The sequence below is a fragment of the Vibrio sp. 378 genome (assembly GCF_033339435.1).
Genome location: NZ_JAWOUO010000006.1, coordinates 142,877 through 160,829 on the forward strand (window position 1 = coordinate 142,877; position 17,953 = coordinate 160,829).

Here is a 17,953-nt window from a genome sequence, read left to right on the forward strand (position 1 = left end):
AACAGCATTTGTATTTCATACAGCCTTGCAGTAATTAGGCGATGAAAGATAAACACTCTTTATGGAAAACCAGTAGTGGGGTAATAACTCTGCTACTGGTTTTGCCGATCTTAGCGATCTTCTACACCGCGATTGGTGAAACGGATGATTTGTTTGCTCATTTAATGGCAACGGTCATGCCGACTTATATTTTTAACACGGTTGCGCTAACTGTTGGCGTAATGGTGCTGTCCTTAATTCTTGGTATTCCAAGCGCTTGGATAATGGCCATGTGTAAACTGCCGACCGAAAAATGGTTGCAGTGGGCATTGGTACTACCTCTTGCAATGCCAGGTTATATCATTGGTTATATTTTTACTGATTGGTTTGATTTTGCAGGCCCGATTCAGATCTTTTTGCGTGATGTAACCGGATGGGGACCTGGCGAGTATTGGTTCCCTGACATTCGTACGTTGCCTGGTGCGACCTTTGTGTTGGCTTTGGTGTTGTATCCTTACGTGTATTTATTGTGCCGGGCTGCGTTTATGGAGCAAAATGTCTCTTTATTGCAAAGCGCGCGTTTGCTCAAGTGCTCTCCATGGGAAAGTTTTTGGCGCATCTCGATGCCGTTAGTAAGACCCTCTATCGCAGTGGGTTTATCATTGGTCGCAATGGAGACCATTGGTGACTTTGGTACGGTAAGTTACTTCGCGGTGAATACGTTAACCACAGCGGTCTACGATACTTGGTTGGGGTACTCTAATCTTAATGCGGCAGCCAAGATTTCTGCCATGATGCTCGTCATTGTAGTACTGCTTCTTAGTGCCGAACGATACAGCCGCCGTAAACAAAAGCTTTTTCAAAGCCAATTTAACAGTCACGAAGATTTTCGTTACGAGTTGACGGGCTGGAAAAAGTGGACCGCACTAGTTTGGTGCTGGGGCTTGGTTTCGGTCGCGTTTATTTTGCCGCTACTACAGCTGATTGATTATGCGATCACTTATTTTGCACAGAGTTGGACCTCAGAGTTTCGTGAATACGCATGGAATAGCTTAGTTGTGTCTGTTATTGCTGCGATTATTGGTGTTGCTGTCGCACTGATCGTTAACTTTACCCATCGAGTCAATGGTAAACGAGAAAGCTTGGCATTTATGCGTCTTTCTTCTATGGGCTATGCAGTACCAGGAACGGTACTAGCCATCGGTGTGATGGTCGCTGTGCTGTTTATGGATCATCGTGTCAACGACGTTGCTAAAGCCATGGAGTGGGGAAGGCCGGGACTTATCTTTTCTGGTTCCATGTTCGCACTAGTATTTGCCATGGTTGTGCGCTTTTCCGCGGTAGCGATTGGTAGTATCGAAAGTAATTTAAATAAAATTTCTCCGTCGTTAGATATGGCATCGCGCACTATGGGTTGTAAGCCCAATGCCATGCTGTGGCGCGTGCACTTTCCGCTGGTTAAGCGCGGTGCACTGATTGCGGCTTTATTAGTGTTTATCGAGTCAATGAAAGAGCTCAATGCGGCTTTGTTACTTCGTCCGTTTAACTTTGAAACACTAGCCACATACGTTTATAACTTCGCCTCGGATGAGCATTTAGAATTGGCCGCTTTACCAGCGGTCCTGTTGGTTCTTGTTGGGTTGATCCCGCTTGTTGTTGTTAACCGTTCACTGGAGCAAAATCACTGATGAGCTGTGCATTATCAATTAAAAACCTAACGTGCCAATATGATGATCAAACCGTACTCGAATCATTGTCTCTTGAGGTAGAACAAGGGCAGATTGTCTGTTTGCTAGGAGCTAGTGGCTGTGGGAAAACAACACTATTAAAGGCCGTTGCGGGATTATTGCCGTTAACGTCAGGCGAAATGAGTCTAAATTGCGTCACAATTGATGATGGGGAAAACTGGTTGCCGCCAGAACAGCGTAATATAGGGATGATTTTCCAAGATTACGCACTTTTTCCTCACTTGACGGTGGAGCAAAACATTGCCTTTGGCTTAAAGCAGTGCTCGACAAAAGAGAAAAATGCCAAAGTTCAAGAGATGTTAGAACTCGTGCATCTTCAAGGTTATGGCGATCGTTATCCTCATCAATTGTCTGGTGGACAGCAGCAGCGTGTTGCGATTGCTCGCTCATTAGCTTACAGCCCAGACTTACTGTTACTGGATGAACCGTTTTCTAATATTGATACGCAAGTTCGCCATGAGTTGATAAGTGAGATCCGTAAGATTTTTAAGGCCCAAGGTGTGACTGCCATTTTTGTTACGCATAGCCGTGAAGAGGCTTTTGCTTTCGCCGATAAAATGGCAGTGATGAACAATGGAGTCATCGAGCAATATGGCACAGCATCTGAGCTTTACTACCAACCTTCAAGTAAATTTGTCGCTGATTTCTTAGGTGGTGGCAGTTACCTTGCTGCTAAACGAGTTTCGAATTCAGAATATGAAACCCACTTGGGCGTGGTTGAAGCCACGGCTCAACAAGATATTCCAGTACAGGCGGAGTGCTCTTTACTGCTAAGACCGCAGCATGTACAAATTCAATCCGATGAAGATAGTTCGGTAACCGTATTGGAACAGCATTTTATGGGTGATCACTGCCGTTATGTGATTAACGCGAATGGTGACCGTTTGTTAGCTACAGCTTCGCAAGCATTAAATATAGGTGAGTCCGTCGCGGTGAAAATTGAAACGCAAGGCGTCCTGGCATTTGCTTAACGCTCCTGAGTATCTTTGCTATCTCGTTTACGACTTTCCAACATACAATAAAAAAGCCCGGCTGTGGAGCCGGGCAAGTGCTCTTCTCCTGTTGATGAGCGCCTTTTCAGACAGCGTTGACTCTCATCATAGTGCTCGAAGCGGGCACAAGGTTCAGTTATAAAGACAAGAAGTCTTTAAACTGTTGAAGAACACGTTCCGCAGTGTCCTTATCTTGCATCTCTGCAAAAATTCGTAGCAGTGGCTCAGTGCCAGAGAAGCGAGCGATGATCCAACCGCCGTTTTTGAAGTAGACTTTCGCACCATCTTCATAGCTGACTTTTTCGATTTCAAACTCAAACTCAGGCAACTGCTTTTCAACATAAATCTTGTTGAACAGTACGTCTTTTTGCGCTGGTTTGAACTTGCAATCGCCTTCTGCCATGTAGGCATAGCCGTACTTGCCGTAGATTTCATCCAGCAACTCAGACAGCTTCTTGCCGGTTACTGAAATCATTTCTACCAATAGACTTGATGCGAATACGCCGTCTTTACCTTTGATGTGGCCGCGAATGGTTAGGCCGCCAGAGCTTTCCCCGCCAATCAGTGAGTCATCCGCTTCCATTTTGGAGCTGATGTGCTTAAAGCCTACAGGAACCTCAAAGCATTTCTCGCCATGATCTTCGGCGACTTTATCGAGAAGGTGTGTGGTTGCGATGTTACGTACCACGGAGCCTTTCCAGCCTTTGTATTCAAGTAGGTAGTAGTAAAGCAGCAGTAGCACTTCATTTGGATGAATGAAGTTACCTTTTTCGTCGATAATACCAAGACGGTCCGCATCGCCATCAGTACCGATGCCAATATCGTAACCTTGCTCTTTCACTAGGTGCATCAAACGGTAGAGTGTTGCAGCGCTTGGCGAAGGCATTAACCCACCGAAATCTGGGTTTTTGCCATCGTTAATCACATCAACGTCACAGCGGCCGTTGATTAATACGGTTTGCAGTGCGTTTTTCGCGACACCAAACATTGGGTCGATCAAAACACGTAAATTCGCCTTCTTGATCGCTTCGATGTCGATAAAGTCGATGATTGAGTCAACGAATTCGTTCATCGGATTAATGATTTCAATCAGCTTATCTTCAACCGCTTGTTCAAAGTCGACGCTTTTTACATCTTGCGCAGTGAGCGCGTCTATTTGTGATTCGATTTTTTGGGTGATGATTTCATCTGCGTCACGACCGCCTTCAATGAAGACTTTAATGCCGTTGTAATCGGCAGGGTTGTGTGATGCGGTAATACATGCCGAGTATGCGCAGCCCATTTCTTTCGCTTTAAACATTACGATAGGTGTTGGGACAAATTTGTCGATAAAGCTGACCACAATGCCGTTTGCTGCTAGAACTTCAGCGAACCAACGACCTGCTTTATCGGAAAGAAAACGACGGTCATAGCCAATCACAAAACCGCGATCAGCAACCGATTCGTTATTCGTGATGTTTGCAACTGCTTGGGCAACCAAGCGTACGTTATCTTTGGTGAACTCCTCACCGATAAATGCACGCCAACCGCCTGTACCAAATTTGATCATGATTCGATCCTCGATAAGAGCGGCATCCCACCGCGTCTTAAATCTTTGCTAGCGAACCGATGCACTTGTAAAACATAAATGCACCGGATAAATCAAAAGGGGAGAAGGACTCCCCCAAAAGATGATTAACCTAGAGTAACGATAACTTCGTTTACTGAACCTTCCGCTTGAACTGGGACAGAGGCACCATTCACTGCTTCACCGTTCACAGTAATCGACTTAACGCCTTTGCTTACTGAGTTTGGGTTAACTACTTTGATGTTGTACGTTGCACCTAGCCATTGACGAGTCACTTCGAAACCAGGCCAGTTCGTTGGGATACATGGATCGATAGTTAGGCCATCGAAGCCTGTACGCACACCAAGGATAAAGTTGGTAACAGCGAAGTAAGCCCAGCCTGACGTACCTGTTAACCATGGGTGGTTTGCACGACCGTGGTCTTGGTGGTCACGACCCATGATGAACTGTACGTATGAGTAAGGTTCTGCAATACGTTTTTCGATGATGTCGTTCTGGTTGTATGGGTTCAGTGCATCGTAGAACTTCATTGCACGATCACCACGACCCAGTTTCGCTTCAGCTACCCAAGCCCATGGATTTGGATGCGAGAAGATCGCACCGTTCTCTTTTACGCCTTGGTAAACACGAGTTACGAAGCCGATATCATCATTCGGTGTTGCAAAAGATGGTGAGTTTAGGTGGAGGCCGTATTCAGAGAATAGGTTCTCATCGACAGCGTCCATCGCTTTTTCGCCGCGCTCTTGAGATACCGCACCAGAAAGTACCGCAAGTGTGTTTGACTCTAGGTGTACACGACCTTCTTTTTGTTGCGCTGTACCGATCTTTTCGCCGTTTTTCGTTAGACCACGGATATACCAGCCGCCTTCTTCGTCCCAAAGGTGTGTTTCACACGCTTCACGCACGTTTGCTGCCATCTCGGTGTATTTTTCAACGTCGGCTTCCTTACCTAGGTATTTCGCTAGGTCGATGAACTCCTGCAGTGCCCAGAAATGTAGGAACGACACCATTGAAGATTCGCCGCCACCTAGGTTCAGACAGTCGTTCCAGTCTGCACGCAGACCTTTACAGATACCGGTTTGACCTACGTATTCAGCCGAGAAGTCTAGCGCGGCTTTCATGTGGTCATAAACCGTTGCATCGCCACTGTCGGCGTAAGGGATCACTTCGTCGAAGAAGCTGTGCTCACCGGTTTCCATCACGTACTTACAGATGGTTGGAACTAGCCATAGGTGATCATCAGAACAGGTGTCTTCGATGCCGTGAATTTTGTCTTCATCAGAAGGTGTTGGAACTACGGTTGGAGATTTAGATGGTTTAACATCAGCTTTTTCTGGATCAAACCAATCTGGATCGAATAGGTGTAGACCGTAGCCCGCTTTTACTTGGCCGCGCAGTAGGTCAACGATACGTTTGCGCGTCATTGCTGGGTTAGCGTGAGGAACTGAGATTGCATCTTGCGCTGTATCGCGGTAACCAAGACCAGTACGGCCTCCCACCTCGATGAATGAAGCAAAGCGAGACCACACCACACACGTTTCCGCTTGGTATAACGTCCAAGCGTTGATCATGGTATCTAGACCTTCGTTTGGTGATTTCACTTGGAACTTGCCACAACGCTCATCCCAGTGTGCTTTGATACCCGCAAATGCGTTGTCGACTTCTGCAAGGTCTTGGTACTTAGCACGCAGACGCTCTCCGTTGCCTTTACCGATACCGAGAATGTAAGCAAAGCGAACTTCTTCACCCGGCTGAATAGTAAATTGCTTATGCAAAGAGCCACAGTGGTTGTAACAAGTTTGCGCTGTATTGAAACACTTACCTTGTTCTACCGCTAACGGGTTTGCTTCGTCACGGTATAGGCCTAGGAAGCTGTCACGTTGGCCGTCGTATGAATCTGGGGCAAATGTTGAAGCTAGGTAGTAGAAGCCTTCGAAATTGTTGGTGTTGTAGTACAGGTCGTACTCTATCACGCCTTCGTTGTAAGCCGTACCTGCCGAGTACAGAGACATCTGATGGTTTTGGTTATCAGATTGAATGTGGCTGAATGAGAACTCAACAAATGAGAATGCACTGATCGTACGTGGTTTGTCAGAGGTGTTTTTAATCACTACATCCCAGATTTCAGCGTCTTCGCCTTTTGGCACGAACAGAGTTTTTGTTGCGGTAATACCGCTGTATTCACATTTGAACTTAGAGTAAGACAAGCCGTGACGAACTTCGTAGTTTGCTTCGTCTAGGCTCTTCGCAACTGGTTGCCAAGAGATTGACCAGTAATCACCTGTCTCATCATCACGCAAGTAAACGTAGTGTCCTGGGCGATCGAATGTCGCATTTGGACGGAATTTAGTAACACGGTTGTATTCTGGAGAGTTGTAGAACGAGTAGCCACCCGCGTTGTGCGAGATAACCGTACAGAACTTCTCAGTACCTAGGTAGTTGGTCCATGGTGCTGGTACGTCAGGGCGAGTGATGACGTATTCGCGATTCTCGTTATCGAAATAGCCGTATTTCATTTGTGTCTTTCCTTTTTACGAAGCTGCATCAGCAGCCAAAATTTAAAAACTCTTCAAGCGTGATGTTTCGACATCAGTTTTGTATTACTTCCACGGTTTACGGTAATTCACTCCCTGCAAATCAAGCAGAGGTAGATGGCCTTTCAAGCGTGATAAATAGTCGGTCCAATCTCGGTGTTGTTTGTCTGTCCAACATGCTTCTGCCATTGCAGTTAAACGAGGGAAGATCATGTAGTCCATGCGAGGTTGGTTATTGATAATTTCGCACCATAATGCTGTTTGAATGCCCCAAATGCGCTTACGTATTGGGTCGTCAGCAGGCACTTCAGCGAGCGGCTCGTAGTTGTAAGCTTTTTCTAGTGGCAGTGGGTTTGCCCAGTCCACGCCCGGTTCTTCAGGTGCGTAGTCTTGGGTCATATCTAGGTAAGTGGTTTGTGCTGGTTGCAGCACCACATCAAAGCCTTGGCGAGCACAGTTCAATGCCGCTTCTTCGCTTAGCCATGAGTAGATCACCGTATCTTTACTGACTTTGTCGCCGTGTTGAGCTTCTTCCCAGCCCAGCATGCGTTTGCCCAATTTACGAAGTTTGTCTTCGGCATAACGCAAGAAGTGTCCTTGCAAATCTTTGTAGTCGCTGTAACCCAGTTGTTCCATTAGTGCTTGGCATGCTGGGCTTTTTGACCATACGCCGTTAGGTACTTCGTCGGCACCAATATGAACGTAAGGCGCAGGAAAAAGTGCAGAGACTTCTTCTAGCACTTTGTCGATAAATTCATAACTCCCCGGCAGAGCAGGGTTAATGACGTTGTCGTTGTAATGCTGAATACTGCGGTATTCGGTGGTATCTTCCGCTTCTACCAATAGGTGTGGTAACGACTTGATGGCGGCTCGGCAATGACCAGGTACATCAATTTCAGGAATGATGGTGATGCCGCGTTGCGATGCAAATTCGATAACGTCTTTGATGTCTTCTTGTGTGTAGAAGCCGCCGTAACGTTCATCAAAGTGCGTGTACTGTGGTTCATTGATCTCATCCAATCCGCGCCAAGCACCAATATTGGTCAGTTGAGGCAGTGATTTGATTTCAATTCGCCAACCCTCATCGTCGGTAAGATGCCAATGGAACGTATTGAACTTGTAATGAGCCAGTTGGTTGATCAAGCGTTTGACTTGCTTAACGGAGTGAAAATGACGAGCACAATCCAGCATCATACCGCGGTAACGAAAACGTGGCCTGTCCTTGATTGAACAGCAAACTACTTCCATTGAGTTAGGTTGATCGCCAACTTTGATTAGTTGTAATAACGTTGCACAAGCATGGGTAAAACCAGACGAAGATCCTGCTTCAATTTTGATTGACTCTTCGGCTACTTTCAGTTTGTAAGCGCCTTCATCCAAGGTTGGGTTGCCTTTGAAGATGATCTGACTGCCATTGTCTGATGCGAACTCAAATTGGTGAATGCGCTTAAGCTCATCAAGTAGCCATTCTTTAGCTGAATTGGCCAGGCTTGAATAAACCGCGACGCCAGCATGATGATCAAAGCTAAAATAGTGATCGCTGACCTCAATATGGTTTGGTTTTGGCAGCAAGGGCTGTGCATGGGTTAAACTTGCAGGAATCTCACTGCGTTCACGGTATGGTGAAGCTAATACGATAGGCGTGACATCCACTTGTGCGCGCTGTGGGTTTCCATCAACGACAAAGTTGATCATCGCTTCGTTAAAGCCATCCGAGTAATAACGGAATGGGTTCGAACCAATACTGAATTCACAGTAATAGTGATGGTTGGCAGCCAGTACCACCCCTTCTGGCTTAAGTGTGCAAAAACTACCAATTTGAGTCAGTTGACCATTTGAAACGCTGTCTGGAAGAATGTAACGATCGAAAGCGAAAGTTAAGCTCCAGCTGTTTAGGTCTTGGTCGCTCAAGTTATGAAAGGTGAGGCCAAAGCGGCAGTTTTGTTTCTGCTCAGAAAGGACTACGAGATCAACACGATATTCCATATCTACTCCTACGCCGCACTGAGCGAGTAAAGGTTATGTTCTGGTTTGCCAGCAAACATAATTGCGCCTTCAATCGCGTCAAACTGTGGCTCAACAATCCATTGCTGAACTGGTGGTGAAAGCCAACGTACAATGCGTTCAGCTATGCTGCCCATTAAACAAATACGTGTTGCGCCGCGCTTGTTTAATGCCACGAGAAACATTTCTATATCCGCTGCGGTTTGCTTCAGCATTTCAATGGCCAGTGCATCGCCTTGTTCCGCATGTTGGAAAATAGCCGGAGAAAACTGCCCATAATCACGAGGAAGCGCCTGTTTTGACCACGCCACCACGTTGTCGACCTCATTTTCGAAATGCGTCATAACGTGTTGTGCTAGGGGCGTTTTTTCTCTGATGCCATCTTCAGCTAACAAAACTTGCTGAACTAGGCGTAGCCCCATCACTGCGCCGCCACCTTGATCCGAAATAGGGAACTCACGACCACCGACAACATGTTGCTCCAATCCGTTAAGGTAGATGCCACAAGAACCGGTTCCCGCAATCATGATTGCGCCATCTTCGCCATTGTGCGCACCAACGCACGCACCGTAAGCATCGGTATTCAGAGTCATACTGGCAAATGGATGAGGAAGAGACATGAAGGCTTGCCAAGATGCTTTGTGCTCTGCGCCAGCAAGGGCTAAGCCGACGTGCATCGACGCGAAATCTTGTTGTGTCAGACCGCCTTGCTCGGTAGCCGAAGTGATGGATTCAAGAATCGAAGCCATTGCTATTTCAGCACCTAGCATGATGTTGGCACTGCCGCTTTTGGCCTCGCCAAGAAAATTACCTTGTGAATCTTTAATCCTGGCTCGACATGACGTGCCGCCACCATCGATACCGACAAAATACATTCCCATGATTATTCTTCCTTCATATTTTTAGAGGTCGCCAACTGAGAAACATGCTGAGCTTGACTCATTATCGCGAGTAAGTACCAAGCGCCATGCGGGATCCATTGTTCGCCCCAGCGCCAGTTTTGTAACACGTCTTCTTTTTGTGCTGGTGGGTTAAATGCAATGTCTTCCTCGTCTTCAAAGCCGCCAGTGATTCCGTTACACACGCCACCTTTTGCGTTGAAGAAACCATATTGAGGGAGGTAATCAGGGTTGTTACGACCATGGCCATCTAGCATGCACATGTCGTATGGGTTTAAGCCTACAACCCAGTTCAATGCATCTTGAGCAAACACAGAAAGTTGTTGCTGTACTTCTTGCGACGCTATATGCGGTTGAGCAAGGTACGCCATGGTTGCGAGTGAGCCCAGTCGAGCATTCTCGCCTTGCCACCAATAGCCGGACTCATTGTTGTGTGCGACAAAAAATGCCTCGCGTTTTGACTCATTTACGCCTTTAACATATTGGCGAGGGTAACCGAATGGGTTGATCACTTTATTCGATATTGTGATCTCAAACTCACACGCTAGGTTGACGATACGTTTTACCGATTCCGCTCGTGCTGAGTCGTCTTCAATTGATAGATATTCGCATAGGGCAATAACTGGTAGACCAGCTTCGGCTGCGTGAAAATATGGACGGCTGCCGTCTTGGTTTGCTGACCAAAAGTGTTGAATCTGCTCGTCGCTCATTTGGCGTGCAACTAAACGTTGCGCCCACAAACGGCTCTCTTCCAAGTAGCGAGTTTCTTTGGTTGCTTTAAACAGTTCTACACAAGCCAGTAGCGCACAGTATTCGTCGATAATGTTTTCTTCCCCATCATTGAGGTACTGTGTATTGTGCTCTTTTAAGTGCCAGTAACCATTTTCGGCAGCGTTGCGGTATTTTTGTTGATCGTATTCACCGTGAACACTTAAACGCGACGCTGCCGCTAGCGCTGCAATGGCGACACCGCCACCTTGTCGAAAGCCTGCTTGATAGTCGTCAAATTTGTGACCAAGTTGAGTTTCGTACGCGCAAATCTCGCGTTGCGCAGTATCTTTGCTCCACTTGTCAAAGACCGTCATGTAGAAAAAGCCTTTTTCGTTTTGCATACGCACAAGAAAGTCTGCACCGAACAGGGCTTCTTCAATCAGACGTGTACGTGTGAAAGCTGCAATGTCTTCGCTTCCTTCAAGCAATGAAACCCCTTTTAGGATGTTCCAAACCACCATTGGGGTTTGTTGAGGATTCAAATAATTCGCGTATGAAAGGTGGCTTAAATACTTGCTAACGTCTCCAGATGCGTCGTACCAGCCGCCGTGTACATCAACCTTTTTATTGGAGTTTAGTACTGGAAGTTGTCGATCTTGTTGATCGAAGATCCCGCCGCAACGTTGCGATTTGAAGTAGTGGATCACATCTGACAAAGTTTGATCCAACAGAATGTGTTCGCCAACGATGAAAGAGAAAGAGCGCGTATCTTCTACATGCAAGAAATAGTCACCTGACGTTGTGAAAGAGGAAAAGTCGATGAGGTAGAAATAGCCCTGATGCCAGTTCGCCACTTTACCTTGTTCTTCAACCGCAAAAGTTGCCACGGTTTGCTCGCTAGTGGCACAAATCAATTGAGCAGTGTAAGAAGACAAGTGTGGTTGTTCGGTCTGGATAATGGCTTTCTTTGGGCCCAGACGTTCATAACCAATGTGGTTAGTCAGTAGCAGCATTCAATGTCTCCGGGAAACGATAAAAACAGGAATGGGCCAGGCTGAACCTGACCCTCGTTATGATTAATCTTCAAATAAGTAACAGCGGACAAAGTGGTTGTCGGACAGTTGAGTGACGCCTGGTAGTCGTTCACGACATTTGTCGGTAGCGTGTACACAACGTCCAGCAAATGGACAGCCGACAGATTCTGGTGTCCAAAGTGGGATTTCCCCTTTGTTGCCTTTCAGTTTCTCGTGAATAGACTTCGATGGATCTGGAACCGCAGATACCAACAGTTGCGTATATGGGTGTTGAGGGTCGTGAATGATTTCTTCAGTATCGCCCCATTCAACCATGTGACCTACGTACATGACCGCAAGATCTTCAGCAATGTAACGCGCTGTTGCGATGTCGTGAGTGATGTAAAGCAGAGACATTTGTTTCTCGAACTTCATCTCTTCCATCAAGTTCAGAACACCGGCACGGATTGATACATCGAGCATCGATGTTGGCTCATCCGCCAATACCACTTCTGCACCAACTGCGATGTTACGAGCTAGGTTTACACGTTGACGCTGACCGCCAGATAGCTGGTGCGGGAACTTTTGCGCCGTTTCTTTTGGTGGAATAAGACCAACTTGTTCAAGTAGGTCGTACACACGCTCTTCCAGTTCTTTCTTGTTGCCCGGTGCTACTTTCTTATGAATCAGCAGCGGGCGCGCAATATGGTGGAAGATATTGTGTGTTGGGTTTAGCGAGCCAAACGGGTCTTGCCACACCATTTGTACACCTTCACGGTAGGTCATTAAATCGTGACGAGAGGTGATGTCTTGGATATCACGACCTTTGTATTCAATGATGCCATCGGTTGGTGCGTACATTTTTGCAATCATTTTTGCAGTAGTAGACTTACCTGAACCAGATTCACCTACCACTGACAAGCCGCGGCTCTTGTACATTTTGAAAGAGACGTCGTTGATTGCACGCATCTTAGATTGTTTGATTGAGTTACTGTTTAAAGGGAAGTCCTTAACGACATTTTTACCCTCAATCAGCAGTTCGCCGAATTGTTTGCTCATAATTCTCTCCAGTGTAATTTTTGTTCTTAGCTAGCGTTTTTTTGTTGTTAAACCTTAGCTTGAGCAATGGTGTCGCCGTACAAATGGCAATTTGAGAGGCGACCTGGTTCAATTTGACGTAATTGGGTTGGTACACGTGTACATGCTTCATGTACGCGATTGCAACGAGCTTGGAAGCGGCAGCCCTGTGGTACTTCTAGCAAGTTCAAAGGGTTACCTGGAATACCAGTCAATTTGGTCTTTGGTCCAGTTAGTGGAGGGAAAGAGCTACCCAAGCCTTTGGTGTAAGGGTGGTAAGGACTTTCCAGAATTTGCTTAGAAGGCGCGACTTCAATCAACTCACCTGAGTACATGATGCCGATACGATCCGAGAACTCGACCATCAATGACAAGTCATGTGTGATGAACAGAATTGAGAAACCAAACTCTTCTTTAAGCGCGTAAATTTTTTGTAGAATTTCACGTTGAACCACTACATCCAATGCGGTAGTCGGTTCGTCCATGATGATCATTTTTGGGTTCAGAGCCAAAGCGATTGCGATTACTAGACGTTGACGCATACCACCAGAGAACTGGTGCGGGTAATCACTCAATCGGCTAGGGTGGATATCAACGATTTCCAGCAGACCTTCAGCGCGTGTTTTTGCTTGAGCGCGAGTCATATTGGTATGACGCATGATGACGTCACAGAACTGCTCTTCCATGGTTAGAACAGGGTTCAAAGCGTTCATCGCACTCTGGAATACCATCGACATTTCACTCCAGCGGAACGCTTGCATGCGATCATCGCTGTACTGAAGGATATCTTCACCGTTGAAGATAACCTCACCACCTGTGATAAACGCTGGTGGCTTATGAAGGCGCATTAGTGAGAAGGCAACAGTGGATTTGCCACAGCCAGATTCACCAGCCAGACCGAATACTTCACCTGGTGCAATGTCGAAGCTCACGTTGTTACAGGCGCGGACATCGCCCGCGTCTGTGATGTAGTCTACGCATAGGTTACGGATGGAAATTAGTGGTGCAGTCATGATTATTTATCTCCGCTCCATAGTGCATTTTGTGGTGCCAGTTCAGGCTCACGCTCTTTCTTGTCTTTTGCTGCTAGTTTTTTCCAGCGTTTCATGCCTTTGTGAGAACGAAGTTGAGGGTTCGCAATTTCGTCAACGGCAAAGTTCAACAGAGCAAGACCAGTAACCAGTAGTGTTAGGGCAATACAAGGTGCTAGTACTTCCCACCATGCGCCAATCAGCATGGCTGATGAGGTTTGCACGTTGTAAAGCATGATGCCCCAACTGATCGTGTTGGCATCACCCAAACCTAGGAACGAAATGACCGCTTCAGTGTTGATCGCCAGCATTACTGAGCCAATGAAGCTCGCACCGACAATTGGGATAAGGTTTGGTAAAATCTCAACAAAGATGATGCGGAATGAAGACTCTCCCAATACTTCGGCAGCTTTAACGAACTCTTTCTCGCGTAGTGCCATAGTTTGAGAGCGGACAACACGTGCACCCCATGCCCAAGAAGTACCAGCGATAATCAAGGCAATGGTGAGTGGGCCTGCTTCACCGATAAAGGCCGCCAACACGAATAGCAATGGATACTGCGGAATTACTAACATGATGTTCATCGCGGCACTCAATACGTCATCCACTTTACCGCCGAAGTAACCTGCCGATATACCAATGACTGTTGCTAAGAAACACACGATGATGCCAGCACCAAAGCCTACACCCAGTGATACTCGTGCACCGTAAGCCACCTGCGACCAGATATCGCGACCCATTCGGCTAGTACCTAATACGTGGTCGGCCTTTTTAGACATAAGCAGTGTACGACGATCGTCTGCTAGGTTTTTAGCGACCCAACCATCAGGGTTGTTTTGTGCCTGTTTTACAACAAAGCTTGGGTATTCGTGTGGGTTACCGGTTCGCTTGTCTGGCGCATGCTTTGTAAGTAAAGGAGCGGCAATCGCAACGAACACGAACAGCGTAACAATGCCAAGACCAATGCGAGCAAATGCGTTACCTAAAATAAGTTTGAATAGTTCTTTCATGATTATTTGCCTCCCGTACGTAGGCGAGGGTCTAGAATCATGTACAGCATGTCAGCCATTAAGTTGAAGCACAGCATGAACATCGTCATGATAATTAACTGACCTTGAAGTACTTGGTAGTCACGAGCGTGAATTGCGTTAAGTAGAACAGTACCTAGGCCTGGGTAGTTGAAAATCATCTCGATGATTAATTGACCTCCAATGGCCATACCTAAAGACATAGACAGTGCGGTAACACTTGGAAGTAGTGCGTTACGTGCGGCGTAATTAAAGACGACGCGGTTTTCACTCAGCCCTTTACCTTTAGCCATCGTGATATAGTCTTCGGCGAGAAGGTTGATCATGTTGTTACGCATGTTAACTAGGAAGCCACCAATTTGAACGATGGTTGCACAGAATAGAGGTAGTACAGCGTGGTAACCCACGTTCTTGATGAACTCCCAGCTTGTCCAATCAGGAATAGTACCTGGCGTGTAAGCATAGCCAGATGGGAACCATTTCAGGCCAATCGCAAAGGTAAACAGCGCTAACATTGCGATAACCATTTGTGGAATAGCTTGAATGATCAATGTGCCAGGCGTTACGAATGCATCGTACTTACTACCGCGCTTCCAGGCGGCAAAAATACCAAGGACAGAAGCGATGGAGAAAGAAAGTACAACCGCAGTACCAGCTAGAAATAGTGACCAGCCAAATGCACTACCTAGTAAAGAATTAACTGAAAGTGGGTAGAACTGGATTGAGGTGCCCAATTCCCAACTTAGAATGTTTTTAATGTACGAGAAGTACTGAATGTAAATTGGCCCATCAACGAAACCGAGCAGTTCTTTCATTGCTGCGATTCGTTCTGGAGTCACCTGTACTGAAGCATTAGCAAACATCATGGTAACTGGGTCACCAGGCATTGCTCGCGGAATAATAAAGTTTAACGTCGCTGCAACTAAGAGCGCGACAAGATAGAACGACAAACGTCTTAAAAAATAACCCATAACTCACACCTTACTCACCCAGATTTTTTCCCTGTTTCTGGTTTCAGGTCGCTCCTAGCGAAATTTAGAGCGAAAAATCCCCTGACGACGAGCGCCACATATTGGTTTCGTTAACAAGGGATTTTTATAGGCGGCACACGGGATGTATGCCGCTTTAAATGAACTTCTACTTATTTAACTGGTTTTAGGTCCAGTACGTGAAGTAGACGCTCTGGGATACCTGCCCAAATGTTTGGACGGCCCTTAGGGTTTTCTTCGTTCCACCAACCAGTGAAGCGAGTTGTGTTGTATTGGTACATGTACGCGCCAGATAGCACAGGAATAGTTACTTGGTCCTGAGCAATGATCTTCTGAATGCCATGAGCGATCTCTAGCTGTTCTTGCTTATCTGCTGTCTTGTAGAAGCTGTTAAGAAGACCGTCTAGCTTATCGTTCTTGTAGAAGTGCATTGCAAAGCGAGGCATGCCGTCACCAGCTTGTAGCTTCGAGTTGTAGCCACTATCCCAGTACAAGTGTGGATCTGCACCGTGGAAGTAGTTGGTGTAAGCAACGTCGTAAGTACCTTCTAGCATTGCTTGGTTGTATACCGAGAAGTCCGGTGTACGAGCACGAGCTTTAATGCCCACTTCTGCTAGTTGCTCAACGGCTAGTTGTACTGTGTTGTTGAAGTCAGTCCAACCGTTTGGTGATTGAATTAGGAGCTCGAAAGACTTGCCAGATGGTGTATCCACAAAGCCATCTTTGTTTACATCTTTGAAGCCAGCTTTAGCTAGAAGCTTTTTCGCACCTTCCGCGTTGTATGTGTTGTAGCCTTTGTACTTGTTGTGCGTCTCTTCATCAGACCAAGCTTCGAATGCGTAGCCAAGGCCAGATGCGAAGTCGTTCACTGTACCGCCGCCGTAGAAAGCGATATCAATGATAGTTTGACGGTCTAGCGCCATAGAGAACGCACGACGGAAGTCAACGTTAGTTAGTGCTTCGTTTTTCGCAGCGTCTGGGTTTTTGAAGTTCACTACAAATGCTTGAGTACCCGCTGGTGGGTACCAGTAGTGGTGATTCGGACTTGCTGCAGCGTACGTACGGTCGATGTCTGGTACGAATGAAGACGTCCAGTCCATTTCGCCGTTAACGATTTTGCCCAAGAATTGGTCGTTGTTCGCGATTTGCGGCACACGCAGACAGTCTACATCTAGGTTGTCTGCATCCCAATAATTCGGGTTCTCACACTGGATATATAGCTGCGGTGTGAAAGTGTCGATTTCGGTAAATGGACCACTGCCTACTGGATTTTCGTTTGTGAATGTTGCTGGATCTTTTACTTTGCTCCATACGTGCTTAGGTACGACGGGTACTTTCGCAATTTCGTAAGGAACGTTTGAGTTTGCTTCGCTTAGACGGAATTTAACTTGGTAGTCGTTAACTTTTTCTACGCCAGTCACCCAAGAGTTGATACCAGATTGGTCTAGCTCTGGCTTCTCTTTAACTAGGTTGAAAGAGTAAACAACATCATCAGCGGTAAACGCTTTGCCATCAGACCATTTTACGCCCTTACGGATATCGAAGGTTACGCTCATCAGGTCATCAGCCATGGTAAAGTTTTCTGCTAGACGAAATACAGGCGTGTTACCGTGCATTTCGTTAAAAACAACGAGCGGCTCGTAAATAAAGTCGGTTGTTGTGTGCAGGTTAGTTGCACCCAAGAAAGGGTTAAAGTTACGAACGAAAGTTGTAAACTCTTTAGGGTGGATAGTCAGTTCACTGCGTTCAGCCGCAGTAGCTACCGATGCAAAACCTGTAGTAGCCGTTGCAATAATTGCTGTTGCTAGTGCTGTTTTTTTAATATTGGCAAGCATAGCTGTTCCTTACTATTTGCTTTCATTTCACTAAATGGAATTGAATGTCATCAATTGATAAACACTCTCTAAGACCTACCTCTTGTACATGCCTTACTCATTACAACATTGAGTTTCGCCAAGAGTGGCCTGTAGGCCTTAGGCAGGAGTAAGAAAACACCTTATCCATAAAATAATCAAACTTGATTCCCGTTAAAAACGTTAAAATCTCTGAGCTCTCCGTTATAAACGTTATTTTGGCTAATTTTAACCAGTAGAGGGACAAAAAATAAACGTTGATATGCGTCGCAGTTTATATCCTTGTTAATAATGAGTGTTGGTGATTACTAACCTGGTGATCCATTTAAAATATACGTTTCTTGCTTGGTTTCTAGGTTCGGAGATCTCGCTCACATGCAGAAATGGTGTTAATTAATCAGCTAAAAATTAATCTGCCGTTCTGTTGTGATTAAGTTCGCAATCTCTATCAATAGTTCGTCAAAATCCGCTTGTTATCTGAAAAATGGCCTTTTTTATCGACAGTTTTCTTCCGTTTGTCGTCCTTTT

At 46.2% G+C, this 17,953-nt stretch carries 12 protein-coding genes; 2 read left to right on the top strand and 10 right to left on the bottom strand.

Translation table 11 applies throughout. From position 1 onward, the window contains the following. Positions 1-41: 41 nt before the first annotated feature. Both R7Q48_RS13085 and R7Q48_RS13090 read left to right on the top strand, forming a co-directional pair. Positions 42-1,667 (top strand): ABC transporter permease, encoded by a 1,626-nt coding sequence (locus tag R7Q48_RS13085; protein WP_005386564.1) that lies wholly within the window; start codon positions 42-44, stop codon positions 1,665-1,667. After that, complete coding sequence (locus R7Q48_RS13090; RefSeq protein ID WP_005380055.1) at positions 1,667-2,698, top strand: ABC transporter ATP-binding protein; 1,032 nt, start codon at positions 1,667-1,669, stop codon at positions 2,696-2,698. The genes R7Q48_RS13085 and R7Q48_RS13090 overlap by 1 nt, the downstream gene beginning before the upstream one ends. Positions 2,699-2,855: 157 nt before the next feature. Here the strand turns inward: R7Q48_RS13090 and R7Q48_RS13095 are convergent, their stop codons facing one another. From R7Q48_RS13095 to R7Q48_RS13140, 10 genes are all read right to left on the bottom strand, one after another. Beyond that, positions 2,856-4,268, bottom strand: a complete 1,413-nt coding sequence (locus R7Q48_RS13095) for a phosphoglucomutase/phosphomannomutase family protein (RefSeq protein ID WP_017635906.1) — start codon at positions 4,266-4,268, stop codon at positions 2,856-2,858. A 125-nt stretch (positions 4,269-4,393) separates the two neighbouring features. Next, positions 4,394-6,802, bottom strand: coding sequence for a GH36-type glycosyl hydrolase domain-containing protein (locus R7Q48_RS13100; RefSeq protein ID WP_318132324.1), 2,409 nt, complete (start codon positions 6,800-6,802; stop codon positions 4,394-4,396). An 84-nt stretch (positions 6,803-6,886) separates the two neighbouring features. Beyond that, positions 6,887-8,806, bottom strand: a complete 1,920-nt coding sequence (locus R7Q48_RS13105) for a beta-N-acetylhexosaminidase (RefSeq protein ID WP_256903011.1) — start codon at positions 8,804-8,806, stop codon at positions 6,887-6,889. 8 nt (positions 8,807-8,814) lie between these two features. Further along, on the bottom strand, positions 8,815-9,705 hold the full coding sequence (locus R7Q48_RS13110; RefSeq protein WP_005380046.1) for an N-acetylglucosamine kinase: 891 nt from the start codon (positions 9,703-9,705) through the stop codon (positions 8,815-8,817). A gap of 2 nt (positions 9,706-9,707) precedes the next feature. Next, entirely contained in the window at positions 9,708-11,447 is a 1,740-nt protein-coding gene (locus tag R7Q48_RS13115; protein WP_256903013.1) for a glycoside hydrolase family 9 protein, read from the bottom strand. A 63-nt stretch (positions 11,448-11,510) separates the two neighbouring features. Further along, positions 11,511-12,506, bottom strand: a complete 996-nt coding sequence (locus tag R7Q48_RS13120; RefSeq protein WP_005380041.1) for an ABC transporter ATP-binding protein — start codon at positions 12,504-12,506, stop codon at positions 11,511-11,513. Positions 12,507-12,553: 47 nt separating this feature from the next. Beyond that, positions 12,554-13,537, bottom strand: a complete 984-nt coding sequence (locus R7Q48_RS13125; RefSeq protein WP_318132325.1) for an ABC transporter ATP-binding protein — start codon at positions 13,535-13,537, stop codon at positions 12,554-12,556. Between the two features lie 2 nt (positions 13,538-13,539). Continuing rightward, entirely contained in the window at positions 13,540-14,565 is a 1,026-nt protein-coding gene (locus R7Q48_RS13130) for an ABC transporter permease (RefSeq protein WP_047102642.1), read from the bottom strand. A gap of 2 nt (positions 14,566-14,567) precedes the next feature. Then, positions 14,568-15,554, bottom strand: coding sequence for an ABC transporter permease (locus R7Q48_RS13135; RefSeq protein ID WP_005380038.1), 987 nt, complete (start codon positions 15,552-15,554; stop codon positions 14,568-14,570). Positions 15,555-15,724: 170 nt separating this feature from the next. Then, positions 15,725-17,407, bottom strand: coding sequence for an ABC transporter substrate-binding protein (locus R7Q48_RS13140; protein WP_005380037.1), 1,683 nt, complete (start codon positions 17,405-17,407; stop codon positions 15,725-15,727). Positions 17,408-17,953 lie beyond the last annotated feature (546 nt).